Source organism: Sphingobacterium allocomposti, from assembly GCF_008124885.1.
Lineage (GTDB): Bacteria > Bacteroidota > Bacteroidia > Sphingobacteriales > Sphingobacteriaceae > Sphingobacterium > Sphingobacterium allocomposti.
The window spans coordinates 1-15,791 of record NZ_VNHX01000024.1 but is presented as its reverse complement, the minus strand read 5'-3'; the positions used below and the strand labels follow the sequence as shown (position 1 = coordinate 15,791).

18 protein-coding genes are annotated in these 15,791 nt (G+C 45.7%); 5 read left to right on the top strand and 13 right to left on the bottom strand.

Going from position 1 to position 15,791, the window contains the following annotated elements; genetic code table 11:
• The first annotated feature begins 84 nt into the window (after positions 1-84).
• Positions 85-1,785: a sodium:solute symporter family protein gene (locus BC792_RS15170; protein ID WP_148909866.1), complete on the top strand. Its 1,701-nt coding sequence runs from the start codon at positions 85-87 to the stop codon at positions 1,783-1,785.
• Here BC792_RS15170 and BC792_RS15165 read toward each other — a convergent pair.
• The 8 genes from BC792_RS15165 to BC792_RS15130 all read right to left on the bottom strand — a co-directional run bounded on the left by BC792_RS15165 (position 1,765) and on the right by BC792_RS15130 (position 8,047).
• Complete coding sequence (locus BC792_RS15165) at positions 1,765-2,643, bottom strand: N-acetylmuramoyl-L-alanine amidase (protein ID WP_148909865.1); 879 nt, start codon at positions 2,641-2,643, stop codon at positions 1,765-1,767. The genes BC792_RS15170 and BC792_RS15165 overlap by 21 nt on opposite strands.
• Positions 2,644-2,673: 30 nt before the next feature.
• Positions 2,674-3,708, bottom strand: coding sequence for a DUF3078 domain-containing protein (locus BC792_RS15160; RefSeq protein WP_148909864.1), 1,035 nt, complete (start codon positions 3,706-3,708; stop codon positions 2,674-2,676).
• A 6-nt stretch (positions 3,709-3,714) separates the two neighbouring features.
• Complete coding sequence (locus tag BC792_RS15155; RefSeq protein WP_148909863.1) at positions 3,715-4,467, bottom strand: hypothetical protein; 753 nt, start codon at positions 4,465-4,467, stop codon at positions 3,715-3,717.
• Between the two features lie 67 nt (positions 4,468-4,534).
• Positions 4,535-5,383 carry a glucosaminidase domain-containing protein gene (locus BC792_RS15150; RefSeq protein ID WP_148909862.1) on the bottom strand — a complete coding sequence of 283 codons (849 nt, stop codon included), beginning with the start codon at positions 5,381-5,383 and terminating at the stop codon, positions 4,535-4,537.
• The gene (locus BC792_RS15145) at positions 5,384-6,124 is read right to left on the bottom strand and encodes a glucosaminidase domain and LysM peptidoglycan-binding domain-containing protein (RefSeq protein WP_170250049.1); all 741 of its coding nucleotides are present in this window, start codon (positions 6,122-6,124) and stop codon (positions 5,384-5,386) included.
• Between the two features lie 22 nt (positions 6,125-6,146).
• Positions 6,147-6,782 carry an O-methyltransferase gene (locus tag BC792_RS15140; RefSeq protein ID WP_148909861.1) on the bottom strand — a complete coding sequence of 212 codons (636 nt, stop codon included), beginning with the start codon at positions 6,780-6,782 and terminating at the stop codon, positions 6,147-6,149.
• Positions 6,783-6,912: 130 nt separating this feature from the next.
• Positions 6,913-7,545 carry a GTP cyclohydrolase I FolE gene (gene folE / locus BC792_RS15135; protein WP_148909860.1) on the bottom strand — a complete coding sequence of 211 codons (633 nt, stop codon included), beginning with the start codon at positions 7,543-7,545 and terminating at the stop codon, positions 6,913-6,915.
• Between the two features lie 88 nt (positions 7,546-7,633).
• Positions 7,634-8,047 carry a 6-pyruvoyl trahydropterin synthase family protein gene (locus BC792_RS15130; protein WP_148909859.1) on the bottom strand — a complete coding sequence of 138 codons (414 nt, stop codon included), beginning with the start codon at positions 8,045-8,047 and terminating at the stop codon, positions 7,634-7,636.
• Positions 8,048-8,118: 71 nt separating this feature from the next.
• On the opposite strand from BC792_RS15130, the gene mqnB reads away from it, so the two are divergent.
• The 3 genes from mqnB (at position 8,119) to BC792_RS15115 (ending at position 10,823) form a co-directional block, all read left to right on the top strand.
• On the top strand, positions 8,119-8,736 hold the full coding sequence (gene mqnB, locus BC792_RS15125) for a futalosine hydrolase (RefSeq protein ID WP_148909858.1): 618 nt from the start codon (positions 8,119-8,121) through the stop codon (positions 8,734-8,736).
• A 135-nt stretch (positions 8,737-8,871) separates the two neighbouring features.
• A complete protein-coding gene (locus tag BC792_RS15120) occupies positions 8,872-9,858 on the top strand; it encodes a pyruvate dehydrogenase complex E1 component subunit beta (RefSeq protein WP_148909857.1) in 987 nt (328 codons plus the stop codon).
• 209 nt (positions 9,859-10,067) lie between these two features.
• Entirely contained in the window at positions 10,068-10,823 is a 756-nt protein-coding gene (locus BC792_RS15115; RefSeq protein ID WP_148909856.1) for a DUF6263 family protein, read from the top strand.
• A gap of 79 nt (positions 10,824-10,902) precedes the next feature.
• Here the strand turns inward: BC792_RS15115 and gcvH are convergent, their stop codons facing one another.
• Positions 10,903-11,283 carry a glycine cleavage system protein GcvH gene (gcvH, locus tag BC792_RS15110; RefSeq protein WP_148909855.1) on the bottom strand — a complete coding sequence of 127 codons (381 nt, stop codon included), beginning with the start codon at positions 11,281-11,283 and terminating at the stop codon, positions 10,903-10,905.
• 491 nt (positions 11,284-11,774) lie between these two features.
• Between gcvH and BC792_RS15105 the strand changes: the two genes are divergently transcribed.
• The gene (locus tag BC792_RS15105) at positions 11,775-12,968 is read left to right on the top strand and encodes an anhydro-N-acetylmuramic acid kinase (protein WP_148909854.1); all 1,194 of its coding nucleotides are present in this window, start codon (positions 11,775-11,777) and stop codon (positions 12,966-12,968) included.
• Here the strand turns inward: BC792_RS15105 and BC792_RS15100 are convergent.
• Genes BC792_RS15100 through BC792_RS15085 form a run of 4 tightly spaced genes read right to left on the bottom strand, consistent with a single transcriptional unit; the run spans position 12,962 to position 15,576 of the window.
• The gene (locus tag BC792_RS15100) at positions 12,962-13,624 is read right to left on the bottom strand and encodes a DUF2461 domain-containing protein (RefSeq protein WP_148909853.1); all 663 of its coding nucleotides are present in this window, start codon (positions 13,622-13,624) and stop codon (positions 12,962-12,964) included. The genes BC792_RS15105 and BC792_RS15100 overlap by 7 nt on opposite strands.
• A 45-nt stretch (positions 13,625-13,669) precedes the next feature.
• Entirely contained in the window at positions 13,670-14,467 is a 798-nt protein-coding gene (locus tag BC792_RS15095) for a phosphatidate cytidylyltransferase (RefSeq protein WP_148909852.1), read from the bottom strand.
• Complete coding sequence (locus BC792_RS15090) at positions 14,457-14,675, bottom strand: putative signal transducing protein (protein ID WP_148909851.1); 219 nt, start codon at positions 14,673-14,675, stop codon at positions 14,457-14,459. Before BC792_RS15090 ends, BC792_RS15095 begins: the two co-directional genes overlap by 11 nt.
• On the bottom strand, positions 14,656-15,576 hold the full coding sequence (locus tag BC792_RS15085; RefSeq protein WP_148909850.1) for a CPBP family intramembrane glutamic endopeptidase: 921 nt from the start codon (positions 15,574-15,576) through the stop codon (positions 14,656-14,658). The genes BC792_RS15090 and BC792_RS15085 overlap by 20 nt, the downstream gene beginning before the upstream one ends.
• Positions 15,577-15,791: the final 215 nt, after the last annotated feature.

Below are 15,791 nucleotides of genomic sequence, written 5' to 3'. Positions count from 1 at the left end.
ACGCTGGCGACAATTCTATTGGATTGTATGTATATGGCTTGTCGTATGCGTCTTATGTATGTACTGGTTTACTAAAGCTTTTTCATGAGTACTATTGACTGGATAGTACTCTTTCTTACCCTTTTGCTTATTGTCGTCTACGGCATCTACAAAAGCAGGGGAATCAAAAATATAGACGGCTATCTGGTGGGCGACCGACAGCTTCCATGGTACAACGTCGGTCTGTCTGTTATGGCGACGCAGGCCAGCGCCATCACATTTTTGTCGGCCCCCGGTTTGGCCTACTCTTCCGGCATGAGTTTCGCACAGTTTTACTTTGGACTCCCTTTAGCGATGATCGTCCTGTGCGTAACCTTTGTCCCCATTTTCCACCGGCTGAAGGTTTACACCGCCTACGAGTTCCTGGAAAAGAGGTTTGGTGTACAGACCAGAATACTGACGGCGGGCCTGTTTCTGATTCAACGTGGCATTTCGACCGGTATCACCATCTTTGCTCCCTCTATCATCCTGTCCAGCATTCTCCATCTGGACGTCACGTATACGACGCTCATCATAGGTAGCATGGTCATTGTATACACCGTGTGGGGCGGAACCAAAGCAGTGTCCTATAGCCAGCTCCTTCAGATGGGTATCATTTTCGGAGCACTATTAACGGCCGGCATCATGGTCGTCCATCTGCTACCCGACAATATTGGCTTTGTAGAAGCGTTGCATATCGCAGGGAAATCGGGGAAGACCAATGCCATAGACTGGAGTCTCGACCTGAACAACCAATACACCGTCTGGACCGGATTGATCGGGGGTTTCTTCCTGCAGCTTTCCTATTTCGGTACCGATCAGAGCCAGGTAGGCCGCTACCTGACGGGCTCATCTATTCGCGATTCGCGTATGGGCCTTTTGATGAATGGCCTGCTCAAAGTGCCAATGCAATTCTTTATCCTGTTGATCGGAGTGCTCGTCTTCTCGTACTACCAGTTTAACACAGCTCCGCTTTTCTTTAACAACGTCGAAGTAAAAAAAATTGAAAATAGTGCCTATGCTGAGGCCTACGGACACATCATGGACAAACATAGGCAGAATGGCGTCGAAAAGCAAGAAAACATCAAAACCTTGGTAGAGGCTTTAAACTGCGGCGATGACCAGGCCATACGTGTCAGCCGCGACCGTCTCCAGGAACGGATTGCGCAGGACCAAGCCTTACGTCGTGATGTAGAAGCCCTTTTACAAAGGAACAATCCAGATGTGGAACTCAACGACAATAACTATATCTTTCTGTCATTTGTCACGAGTTCTTTTCCCAAGGGACTGGTCGGACTGCTAATTGCTGTTATATTTCTGGCTTCGATGGGGGCTACCGCGAGCGCGATCAACTCACTGTCCTCCACCACCGTGGTCGATATGTATAAAAGGTTTCTACACAAGAAGGGAAGCGATCAGAACTATTTGAACGCATCCCGCCTGTTTACACTACTGTGGGGTATCATTACCCTTTTTGTCGCGCTATTTGCGAGCAAACTCGGCAACCTGCTTGAAGCGGTAAACATACTGGGCTCACTATTCTATGGTACTATCTTAGGAATCTTTTTAGTCGCCTTCTATTTCAGGAAAATAGGAGGGAAACCCGTTTTCTGGTCGGCTATATTATCCGAGGTGGTCGTCTTTACCGTCTGGAAAGCCGACATCATGGCTTACCTGTGGCTCAATCTGCTGGGCTGCTGCTGCGTAATCGCCTTCTCCTATGTGCTACAGCTGCTATCGGGCAGATCAAAAGTAACGTCTGTATAAATTATAAAGAACCCGTTTGTCAAACTCGGTAAGCGTCTCGCCCGTATCCACCACAATAAATTTTCGTTTGAAAGCTATTATGGCCGCTCTGAGATTGCTTACATCGTACCCTATTATCCGAAGCGCATCAACATGATTGAAATTGTCCGGCACCGGCAGCAGGTTAGATTCGTCGTACCACACGCCAAAGCCACGCTCTGCCAACCGTTTCCATGGAAAAAGAACACTCGGATCGTCCTTTCGTGTTGGCGCGATATCGGCATGCCCGATAAAGTTAGTAAACGGAATCTGGTATTTTGTTTTTAAGGTGTCCAACAGCGAAAGGAGGGCACCGATCTGTGCTTCAGGGAAGGGCTCCTTTCCGTTATTATCCAGTTCTATGCCAATAGAAACAGAATTAAGATCCGTAACATTGCCCCATTTAGACCGTCCGGCATGCCAGGATCGCAGGTAATCATTCAGCATCTGAACCACGCGACCGTCTTTCCCGATCACATAGTGCGACGAAACTTTGGTGTGTGGAAGCTGAAATGTCCGTATTGTCTGGTTTAAACTGTGCTGCGCCGTGTGATGGATAATAACAAAGTTTGGTTTCCGCACATCGTAATGTATCGTCTCCGTCCAGTCAGCCCCCTTATTAATTCCCTGGCGCATCATCTCCCGTACTTGATCCTCTGTCGTCACGACAACAGGAATATCGACGGCTTGCTGCGCTTCGAGTGCCTCCGTCACGGGCGGAAGATCGACAGCGTCGGCATTGATCTTTACCGTATCGGTACGTATTACAGGCGTATGATTTGCCTGTAGCACACGATTTTTAGGTGTGCTGCAGGCAATCACCGCGGAAAAGGATAACATACTGATATAGAATAGCGGCTTCAATCCCTTCTATCTTGGTAATGAGTAAGTAAGTCCTAAGGCCAACGCTTGGCTATACTGGACTTTGGGGGCTTCACTGGAGTTGTAGACCACTATACCTGTTAAAGAAACGTTCACCAGGCTTGTAATCTTCGCCGTTAATACAGCATCTAAACGATGATCTGGGTCGCTCAGGTCCTTGTAATCAGCGAACATATTATAACGGCTTTTTAAGTTGAGATTTTTTGACAAGTTACGGTCTAAATTTGCTGTTAACTGAAATGCCAGGTCGTTTCTAAAACTTTCTCCAGGTTTCAAACCAAATTTTTCCTGGTCTTGGCTTATAGGTCGATTTTCAGGATATCGTCTAGCATATTCCTCAACGGTCAACGACCCGACCCTATCATCCAGTACCAAGGTTTGCCGCGCGGTTCCCGTTCCTAAGCGGAGCGAAAAAGTATTATCAGGTTTGTATTCCAAACCAAAAGATTCCGTAAAATACGCAGGTCCCATAAAGCTAGATTGGTATTCATATATCCTTTCAACCCCTTGTTCTGTCGTATACGTATATCCTATATCAAATTGAGATTCAAAGGTCACCGAAAAATACAGCGCCCAGCTGTTAGAAAGCTTGTATGCCAATTTATTATCCCAAAAAATCCGGTCGTTATTCTTCTTTGCCAGCTGGTCTTTATTTTTAATCTTTCCATACCTGAGATCCAGTTCAGTAGTAAACTGAAAATTGTTTTTATTGTACTCGGATTTATGCCAGGCCAAGGCGCCTACAGCGATGGAGTTAACACCTCCGGCACTCCAGTTCTCACTAAACGACGCTTGGTTTGCGTTGATACCAAATTTCGTCCAATGTTTCCAGTAATCTACCTCCAATTGAAGTTTTGGAATGGGTACGAGTACCTGGTTCAGATTCGACAATGGAGCCGCGGGCTTGTCAACGAAGTTGGTATCTGGTTTGGCCCGCAATTTCTTAAGGTCGACTTGTGCAAAGCTCCACTGCACGCCCGTAATCGCGAAAGCAACAAAAAGCAATTTTATCTTGTTCAACATCACGTTTTAATTATGTACTTCTAAATCTATATCCGGCAGTTTCGGTAAAAAGCGCAAGTTAGGATTTAATTTAAATATTTCATACTTGCTTCTGATATATGCTGTGAGCTCATAGGGTGTCGCCGCCATAACAAAATAAAAGGTGGGACGGTAATTATTCATGAAGTTGGTGAGATGTTCTCCGGATAGGCCCGTCAGATTATGGACCAGGTCGGGCGTAAATTTTGCGTCAATCACATTTTCTTCGTATTCCCGCTGGATGATGCGGGTCAGCCTCCTGGCATTCCTTCCTTCCCGGCTCAGCATATTGTAAATAGATCCGATACTTAGGCCGGCTCCCGTCGGCCCTACGCTAAATACCGACCCGGGATCAGCCAGCTTATACGCTTTGTTAAATTCCTCTTTCCGCGTAGCCAGAATATCTTCCGGCGAACGACGGGCTACCACCTTTACTTCGGGGATGTAGATGGAGGTTCGCTTCAAATAAATCATAAACACCTGTTGGCCCGTGTACTTTATTGTGTCAGTATAATATCCCTCTTTCGATGCAATCAGCAAGTCGCCTAAACTTACATTCATTTCAAACTCCCCGCGGGCATTGTTAAAAGTGTTCTCCTTTGTCCGATCATTCTTCAGAAACACCTTTCCGACGCGTTGTTGTCCATCTCCGTCAAAAACGATGCCCGGTACAGAGGCCGTTTGGCCCCGTAAAGCAATCGACAAGCAGCAGACAAAACCAATTAGAAAAAAGTGCTTCACAACTTCCACAACTATAAAACTAAGTGAAAGAAGCGTATGTTTCCAAATTTTAACAACTTTTATACATTTACTTGGAAATGACCAACAGCTGGCCCAGGGATAGGCTATCAGAAGAGAGGCCGTTTAGCTGCTTCAGCTGATCTACAGCCACGTTATATCGCTTGCTGATACTATAAAGCGTATCCGTGGGCTTCACCTCATGGATAATCATGGCGACCGCTGTTTTTATCTCTTCCGGCTCCACCGTGGCCTCCTCCACCGCCTTTTCCTGGATGATTTCCTCAACTTTGACTTCACGCTGTTCCTTGGCGATATAGGACACCTCCGCCCGGTCATACTGGTACAGCTGATAGCGTTCGATGAGGTCTATGAGAAGTTCTGGATAACGTGGGTTTGTTGCATATCCGGCCTCCTTCAGGCCTTTAGCCCATCCCTTGTAGTCGTTCTTATCGAGAAAGAACAACTTCTCATACCGCTTCCTTAACAAAAACTGGCTATGATCGCGAAAGGACTGCTCTGGACTGTCGTATACGCGAAAGCAATCGTTGATATGATCGTCAGGACGTGTTATCGAGCGCCCGTTCCATATACCACCGCATTTTATACCGAAATGATTATTGGCCTCGCGGGCCAGAAAACTGTTGCCGCTTCCGGATTCCAGCAGTGCCTGGGCCAGCTTAATGCTCGCCGGTATTCCATACTGGTTCATCTCCGCGATGGCTATATCCTTATATTGTTCAATATAGCTCAGTCCGGATGTTGATGAGGCTCCGCTACGCTTCGGTGCGGTATAGGTACCATTGTTCTCCGTTCCCGGGCGATGGGACGGGGACTGAAGGACAGTTCTCCTAGAGGCACAGGAGCCAAGCCCCAGCGTTATAGCAATAAGTAAAACGAGTAACCCGCTGTATTTCATCTAGAGCAATAACCGTTGTCCAATTGAAAGTTTTGACGACTGCAAATTATTTCGCCGCTTGAGTTCCTCGACGGATACATCGTATCTTTTGGCCAGAGCGGAGAGCGTTTCACCCTTTCTGACAACATGCGTCTGATTCATGAAGTTTACCGGCGCCTCTTTCTTTTCCATCGTACTTAATAAGAGATCCTCCTGCTTTTCAGCCGGATTTTCGGCCAGTAAACCTTTTGCGGCCGAGCCTGCGGGAAGATAATCAAATTCCTGCAGGTTGTACCGATTGATGGTGGCCAGCACTTTCGACGACCAGCTTCCCGTCATTGAGTAACCAGATCTGGCGATCCCCTGTACCCATTCTTTGTAGTCGGTCTGGCCATGTGCCTCGAATAGCCTATTTGTTGCTTTCCGACGCTTTAAAAGGCCCACAAAGTCCAAGTAAGATTCTTTGACCGAGCTGTATCCTTTATAGGCAGAACGGATAGTCCTGCTGTTATTTTTTCCCTTAATACCGAAGTGATTATTCAGGTGCTGTGCTATCCGGCTGTTTCCGTAAGCGCTTTCGTGGATTGCGATGGCCAAAATTACGGAAGCTGGCACTCCCGTTTCTAACATTAACCGTTGAGCAATCTGCTTATGCTCTGCAATATAGCTACTTGGTGAAAATTTCTGTGCAATTGTCGTCTTGACAGTAAACACAAACATCAGTAGTACAAAAATGTACTTACTAATACCTGTTCGTTGCATAGGATTACTTTTAGTTCAACAATCACTTTTTGCGTAACACAAAAAGCCCATCTCTAATCGGCAAAATCAGCTTTTCAACCCGATTATCTTTCGCCAAAGTTTCATTAAGTTCTACTACTTTCCTTGTTTGGCTGTCCGGATTATCCTGCAACACCTTTCCTTTCCATAACACGTTATCAACCAACAACAACCCTCCTTTAACCACCCGTTCGATCAGCAAGTTAAAATAGTAAAGGTTCCTCTTTTTGTCCGCATCGATAAACACCAGATCGAAATCTCCTTCAATGGTTGGTATAATCTCCGCTGCATCACCGATATGATAATTTATCTTCGCTGCAAAAGGCGATGCATTAAAATAGCCCCGGACACGATCTTCCTGCTCTTCATTTACGTCTATCGTATCGATCACTCCGTCTTCCGTCAAACCTTCCGCCAAACAAAGTGTCGCATATCCGGTAAATGTGCCTATCTCCAATATTCGTGCCGGTTTTACCAGTTTGGACAACATTGCCAAAACCCTTCCCTGAAAATGCCCGGACAGCATATGAGGCATCGTTTCCCGTAAATAGGTCTCCCTATTTACCCTTCGTAACAATTCACTTTCCTCATCACACGTACTCTCCAGATAGGCATTCAGCGCCTCTTCATTTTCAAGCATAGTCACAAATGTAATAAGTAACGTTTTACTACAAAAAACTTTAACAAAAATTAATTCTTATCGTCCTCGTTATGAACGACAAAACCGGCCTTAACAGCCTAAATAAGCGGCTTTTTTAACGGATTTATTTTTAATCCAGGGAAGCAGTAATCAACCGTAAAAATTCAGACCGTGTAACATCATTCTGAAAAGCGCCTGTGAAAGCAGACGTGGTCGTGACGGAGTTCTGCTTTTGCACGCCCCGCATAGCCATACACATATGTTTACACTCTATAACAACTGCAACACCCGCAGGTTTTAGGGTTTCCTGAATACAGTCGCGGATTTCGTTTGTAAGACGCTCCTGCACCTGCAGACGACGCGCGAAAGCGTCTACCACCCGCGGAATTTTACTCAGACCCACGATGTGTCCGTTGGGGATATAGGCGATATGCGCCTTGCCAAAGAAAGGAAGCATATGGTGTTCGCACATCGAATAAACTTCAATATCTTTAACAACCACCATTTGACTATAGTCCTCTTCGAACATAGCGCTTCGCAGCACTTCGGCAGCATCGATGTCATATCCGTGCGTCAGAAACTGTAAGGCCTTCGCCACGCGCTCCGGCGTTTTCACCAGTCCTTCACGGCCCGGATTCTCGCCAAGGGCCCGCAATATCGAAGGATAGTGCGCCGCAATTTCTTCTACTTGCTTTGTGTTATACTGATCAATCTTGATATAACCGTCCTGTTCTTCGTTTTCGAAAGATGTTAGATTACTCATTCTGTATAATTAAAATATATCAGCGCTTCGCGCCGTTGTAAATACGGAAATACTTATTTCCAGTTAATATACTGTGCCTGCCACCGGCCTAACCGCCGAAATACTCGACAAAGTTGTTCTCTGTTTCATACAATTTAACAGCATGCAATTGCACGTTCTCAGCCTCAAAATGCGGCCTTAGAACATCGAAAATTGCCATTGCAATTACTTCAGTAGACGCTCTCTTTCCCTGCATGAAATCGACATCAAGATTGATATTCCTGTGGTCCAACTTGCTTATCACATGTTGCAGAATAATCTGTTTCATTTTTTTGAGATCAATCAAAAATCCTGTCTCCGGATCTAATTCGCCTTTTACGGTGACAAACAGCTCATAATTATGGCCATGCCAGTTGGGATTCGAACAATTCCCGAAAACGGCTTCATTCTGCTCCTGAGACCAATCTTCCCGGTACAGCTTGTGAGCTGCACTGAACCTTTCGCGTCGTGTGATATAGATCATAAGACAAAGATAGGGTAAAAAACATATTAAAAGAATTTGCTACCTTCGGTCAAAGGTACACATTATTTGGCATGAAAATTTTAGTCGTCGCTGCCACTACCGCAGAAATAAGTCCGTCGCTACCCTTTCTGGAACAACATCAAATAGATTACCTCATCACCGGAGTGGGAATGGTGTCATGCTCTTATTCCCTTACGAAAAAGCTGCAGTCCGCCTCCTTTGACCTGCTGATACAGGTTGGAATAGGAGGGGCATTGGACACATCGGTCCCACTGGGTACTGTTTATCAGATAGAGGAAGACGAAATTTTTGAGTTTGGAGCGGAAGACCGCGAGGGCTTTATTGATATTGAGGCTTTAGGCTTCGGAGAAAAAAAGTTCGCCGGAACCCCTGCTACGTTGCCTCCCCGGTTTTCGACCATCGATAAGGTCCGCGGTATAACGGTGAATAAGGCACATGGCCGAGCAGAAAGTATCACAAGGCTACGCCGCGTATATCCCCGAATGCTCGTCGAATCGATGGAAGGCGCCGCCTTCTTCTTCGTTGCACGCTGCGAACAGGTGGCGGCACTGCAATTCCGTGCCATATCCAACTACATCGAACCCCGGAACCGGGAAGCGTGGAAGATAGAATTAGCAGTAAAGAATTTAAACACCTTTTTGCAGGAACTCCTTCTGTCCCTGCGGTAAAGAACGCCAAAACCGGTTCACGTTTTCTTGACGAATAATGACATATGTAACGCTTTTTTGCTGTAAAATCGCTACGAAATATCAATAAATTATAGTAGTTTTGCGATATTCAAAAAAGACACAATTTTACAACTGATGAGAGAAATACAATTCAGAGAAGCGCTTCGTGAGGCAATGAACGAAGAGATGCGTAAAGATGATAAGATATTCTTAATGGGCGAAGAAGTCGCAGAATACAATGGAGCATACAAAGTGAGCCAGGGTATGCTGGACGAATTTGGCGCAAAACGTGTTATTGATACGCCTATTGCAGAGCTGGGTTTTGCAGGTATCGGAGTTGGTGCAGCAATGAATGGTTTGCGTCCAATCATCGAATTCATGACTTTCAACTTCTCTTTAGTTGCCATTGACCAGGTAATCAACGCAGCTGCTAAGATTCACCAGATGAGCGGAGGGCAATTTTCCTGCCCTATCGTGTTCCGTGGGCCAACCGGTAACGCGGGCCAGCTAGCGGCACAACACTCACAAAACTTCGAAAATTGGTATGCCAATACACCAGGCTTAAAAGTTGTTGTTCCCTCGAACCCATACGATGCAAAAGGATTATTAAAGTCGTCCATTATCGACCCGGATCCCGTAATTTTTATGGAATCAGAGGTTATGTATGGCGATAAAGGCCCTGTCCCTGAAGAAGAATATTATCTCCCCATCGGCAAGGCGAATATTATTAAAGAAGGTACCGACGTTACGGTTGTATCGTTCGGTAAAATGATTCCACGTGTCGTGCTGCCTGCTGTAGAAGAACTTACAAAAGAGGGCATCAATGTAGAGCTGATTGATTTACGGTCCGTACGCCCTATCGATTTTCCGGCGATCATTGAGTCTGTTAAGAAAACCAATAGATTGGTTGTGGTTGAAGAAGCTTGGCCATTAGCTTCCATTTCTTCTGAAGTCGCTTTCAAAGTACAGAAAGATGCTTTTGACTATCTAGACGCTCCTGTTATCCGTGTAACATCCGCAGACGTTCCTCTTGGCTATGCACCGACGCTTGTTGAAGCATCTCTTCCAAGCGTAGCTAAAGTGGTTAAAGCTGTAAAAGAAGTGTCTTATATCAAGAAATAATCTTCGCATATGCATAGATAAAAACCACCTTCATCTCTTGTAGGTGGTTTTTTTTTCGTATTAACCGATAATTCCACTTTAATTGTTGCAAAACCATTATAATTTGTTATCTTAAGCGCAATAAGTTTTCCATGAACACGCGTCGTCCAAAGGACAGGCCAACTGTTCCGTGACTACCATTAATACCAGCAATGAATAACTATTTCCATATGAAAAAATACATTATAACCGGTATCGCCGTATGTTTAGGCTTTATCTCCTTCGCACAGAAATCTGTTGATTTTAAGTTAAATCCCGAAATCGGGAAACCGATGACCATCGATATGTTGGTAAAAACCGACGTAGACGGGCCTCAGAGCGTAATCATGGACATGAATATGAAAATGAACATGACACCAACAAAAAAAGAAGACGAAAACTTCACGATAGAAAGCACGACCAAGTCGGTTAAGGTCGACCTCGATGCAGGAATGATGACAATGAGCTACAACTCCGACGAAGAACCGAAAGATGAAATGTCTAAGATGCTTGGCGAGCAGTTTGCAAAACTGATCGATCAAACGGTTACCATCGTATTAACATCAAAAGGGAAACCTGTAGATGTTATTTTTCCCGAGGGGCTATCCAATAGCATGGATAAAGGGGCGTTCTCCAATATCTCTACACCGCTTCCGGCAGAGCCCGTATCTCCCGGATCAACCTGGCAGCACAGCGCTGATATGCCGGATAATCCGCTAATCGCTAAAACAGAGACGACGTCTACCTTCCGTGAAGAAAACGCTGACGGTTATGTGATCGATGTGGAGGGAAAACTTCTGGACGGAGCATCAGCAGAGGTTGGTACCATAAGCGGAACCTACACATTGGATAAGAACACCCTGTTCACGAAAACAGGTCAAATTAAAACGTCCATAGAAGCGCAGGGAGCAAAAATAATCAGCGACGTGACCTTGACGGTACAATAGTCAGCAATGCCACTTGCAAAAAAGAAGAGCTATTTCGTAAACGAAATAGCTCTTCTTTTTGTCATACCTTTAAAAAGGATTACGCGTTAATCTCTGCCTTGTATTGATCTGCAGATAACAGGGCATCCACGTCGGCAACACTATTTAGTTTTACGCGGATAATCCAGCCCTCTCCATAAGGATCTGTATTTACTAATTCTGGCGAAGTATCGATTGCTTCATTGACAGTAAGGACAGTAGCGGTCACCGGCATAAACAGGTCAGAAACGGTTTTTACGGCTTCGACCGTGCCAAACACTTCATTCGCGGCAATTTCTTCACCAACGGTATTAATGTCAACAAAAACAATATCTCCCAATTCACGTTGAGCGAAATCTGTAATACCGATAACGGCTTCGTCACCTTCTACACGAATCCATTCGTGATCCTTAGTGTATTTTAACTCTGCTGGAAAATTCATATCTTTTTTCTTTGTCCAAAAATATAACTATCTGCCGATATAAACAAAAATTAAACTTTTTCATGTTGTCCGTACGCCTTTCTGTGTCCATTCAGCCGCCCCGCGGAGATGATGTTTGTCCGCTGCAGTCCGTCTGTTCCGTGCGGCGCGGACGTCGCTTCCGGAGGGCAGCGCCCCCCAGCTCTTTAATGAAAAGCAGAAAATCGTTTATTGCATGCCGAACGAGCTTTTAACTAGCGTATTTATGCTATTTTAGCGTTATGAAATATCCATGATGCGCAACCGAACGGAGGGAGCTCATTGATTAAACTAAAGACAGACAACATCCATAAACACAAACACGAAGGACCACGAAGTAGCATGAGTGCCATAAAAAACCGTGCATAGCGCGCTCTCCGCAGGAAATCTGGACATTCCATATGACCATTAAAACAACACGCGAAGCATGCTTGAATACAATAATATGCTGGTCCGAATGAAATTAAATACGTATGAATCCTCAGATCGAAAAGCTGTATGCCATTACCAGAAAAAAAAGCAGAAGAATAATCGGGCTCATGTCTGGAACGTCTCTGGACGGTCTGGACATCGCCCTGTGCCAGTTAAGCGGAAATGGACCACAGACAGCCTTACTCCTCGAACAGTTTATCACCCTGCCTTACAATACGTCCTTTCGTAATCAGGTACGCGAAGTGTTTGCAAAACGCGCCATCGACCAGCAGACGCTATGTGGCTTAAATGCGCTTATCGGAGATCTTCACGGAAGTATGATTCTCGACGCCTTACGCCATTGGAACATCTCTCCGGAGGATGTAGACCTCATTGCGAGCCACGGTCAAACCGTTTACCATGCCCCTAACCGTTTAACAGGAGATAGCGATTTTCCAAATAGCACGCTGCAGATCGGCGACGGCGACCATATCGCTTTACGTACTGGGATAATAACGATATCCGATTTTAGGCAGAAGCACATCGCAGCAGGAGGGGAGGGGGCGCCCCTCGCCGCTTATGGGGACTTCCTTCTTTTCAGTCACCCCACAGAAAACAGGTTTCTTTTAAATATAGGCGGGATCTCTAATTTTACGTTCCTTCCGAAGGGAGGAGAGCAGCTTGCCTATGCCACCGACCTAGGTCCGGGCAACACCATGATGAATCAGTATATGCACGCTCATTTGGGCCTGGAGATGGATAAAGACGCTCAGATGGCCAGGCAGGGGCTGGTGAATCACCGGTTACTGAACATCCTAATGGACACCCCGTTTTTAAAAGATGATTTTCCGAAAACGACAGGTCCGGAGTTGTTTAATCTAGAGTTCCTCCAAAATGCCCAACAAGCGTCCGGCACGGTTGGTCTGGCGGACGCCGACGTACTGGCCACCCTCAACAAGTTCGCTGCTGAGGCCATCGTAAGTGCGATACACCGGGTATCAGATGGTCTGGAAAATGTTGTTGTATATGTCAGCGGTGGCGGGCTTCATAACCCCCTCCTGATAGAGCACATCAAAGAAGGGCTGGGCACAATCAGCCTCCATTCCTTTGCCCGCCTGGGTTTGGATCCCGACGCAAAGGAAGCCTGTTTATTTGCCGTACTGGCAAACGAATCCGTGGCTGGATCGCCGGAGCACGTAGCAGCTATAAAAGAATCGCCGGCCGTATGTATGGGCAAGATAAGTCTACCTTATTGATCCAGCGCCTGATGAATAAAACGCTTAAACGGGAATATACGTCTGGCGGTAGACACCAGTACGTCCAGTGCCTCCGGCGACGTCATCTCCTCATCGCTAAACGACTGGTATAAGATGTAACTTTTCAATTTGAGCACGTCGATATATGGATGGTCTTCAGCATAGCCGGCCGGCGCTCTCTTGAGCTTATCCTCCGCGGAGAGGTCGTCAACGGTCCACCCGCCTCCTTCCAACGCATCTACCAGCTCCTGATAGCTGTAGTCGATTTCCTGCCGGATGGCATTTAAATGATCTTTATCCGGACGCCAATAGCCGGCGGCCAAAAAGCTCTTTCCCGGTTCGATATGAAGGTAGTACTCCGGCCCGTCCAACTTTCTCCCATCGATTGATATCCCCGCAGCAAACCAAGTCTTATACGGCGTTTTATCCTTTGAAAACCGGGTGTCACGATAGATACGGAATAAGCACCGCGAAGCCTGTATTTCCGTATTGATATGTGGGTCAAACAACGACAGTTCCGCTATCAGTCCTGTTATAAACTGCTTGACGTTTTCCAAAGCGGAATCGTAAGCGTCTTTGTGCGCCTGGAACCACTCCCTATTATTATTTTTTCCTAAGCGGCTTAAAAATTCTAGTGTATGCTTTTGTATTTTCATCGTAAAACATCTATCCGTACCCCGCGCTATGCATCCGTACGGCGTCTACAAGGCCTTAAGAAATAGATACACCAATGGGGCAGCCATCAATAAACCATCAAAACGGTCCAAAAATCCTCCATGACCCGGTAATGTCTTACCAGAGTCTTTAACACCCAGATTCCGTTTGAACATCGACTCGACCAAATCTCCCAAGGTACCAAAACAACTCGTTATCAGTGCAACGGCAACCCATCCCGTTCTCGACAGCGTTCCAAAATAATAGTTCAAAATCAGGGCTGCTGCCACGGCGAGAAGCAGTCCTCCAACAAAGCCTTCCCATGTTTTGTTCGGAGAAATACGCTCGAAAAGTTTTCGTTTTCCCAAACTTCTCCCAGCAAGATATGCGCCCGTATCGTTGGTCCAGAGCAAAATCAGAAAGCCGAGAGGAACAAACGGGCTATAAACGCCGTTGACAAACCCAAGTCCGATAAAAAATACAAAGGGCATGCCCGCATAAATATGTCCAAAAAGCAAATACGCCACATCCTGTATAGGGCGTTCCGTTCTCCGGAAAAGCGCACAGATATAAACGATAAAAGTTGGCAGAGCGACATATAATAATGTTTGCTGTGAAATCAGATCCAGGTAAAACAGCCCTACCGCGCCCAACATAAGAATGCCGGTCACGGTACCTAACAGCGACGCCGGATTCGTATCCCTATTCTTTACCATCGAATAGAACTCGGCAATGCAGAGGCCTCCGACGGCTACAAAGGAAAAAACAAATACATAGGGCCCGGACAATACGGTTCCGATCAGAACGGCTATAAAGAAGAAACCGGTAATCGCTCTAGTCTTCATCTATATGATCTGTTTCCTCCTGGATTATCGTTCGGGCTACCTTAGCTTCCGATTCCTGTACAAAAAGTTCTATCCTGCCAAACTTCATTGAAGAATCCTGCTTATTTAGCAGTACCGCCGCGATACCGTTCTGCTCCAGCGCTATCTTGAACATCTCGCCCCGTAGTTCGTTGGTGTACGTAGCTATTTTAACCCAGCCTCTTTCCATAAAATCTCTTTTTAACAGCGTATTGATAAAATAAATATGCCATGCCCATGCTCAGCAACAAGCTGCCAATATACATAAATATTGGATAAGAATCGCTTTTCATCAGTTCGCTATAACTCTTGTTCTGGGAAGCATAATAGAAAGCCAACACGACGACAGAGGTATTGTTGACAAAATGAGCGAAAACTGCTATCCATATATTCCGTGTCCAGAGTACGACGTAACCAAAGAAAAGGCCTAACAGGAAACGTGGCAGAAATCCGTAAAACTGAAAGTGTATGGCGCTGAATAGAATAGCTACCACCCATACAGCGAGGTGTTCATTTTTAAAAGCTCTTGCAAAAATCTGCTGTAGTGCGCCTCTAAAGAAAAGTTCTTCGCTTATCGCCGGTAGCACGCCTATGACCAGAATATTGAGTATCAATCGGTTCCAATCGCTGACCATCACCACATTTTCCGTTATTCTCGCCATGCTGTCTTCTTGCGCACGCATCCATCTTTCTATTCCTTTCATCGACTCCGGCAAGGTCATCTGCATGTTCCAGTCAGACAGCAAGGACATACATGGACCGAACGACAATAAGATCCCCAACCCGAACAGATAAGCTTTCCAGTCTGTCCACTGCGTGCTCGGAAAGACTGTAAAGGAGGGCCTTATCCGCTGAAAAATGTATGCAGGAATCAAAAAGGTACCGATCGAACCGCTCGCTAACACCGCATAGTCAAATATACTTGATCCACCAGAAGTGTCAGGATTCACCAGGGCCGTCAGATCTGCCCCTAACAGCGCGCCCAAAACAAGTACAACAAGCTGTATAATAAACGTACATGCTAATGTCCACGCAAGTAAAACCGCCAGGTCTGACCAGGGGCTTGCCCCTTCCGTTCGTTGTGCAATCATCTGCTAAAAATAAGCAATACCGACGTAAAACGAAGAGGTTGTCTAAAAAGCCTTTTTTTAAAAAGGAATCCCCGATACGTGAAAGTGTCGGGGATTTTTATTGTTTGTCCTAAAAAATGGTTATTTTTAGGTGTACCCAAACAATATGGCAAACATACTATTCAAAGCATTACCATCCAATAGTCCGAGTCTTTTTCCGGAAGATATTTTTGCAA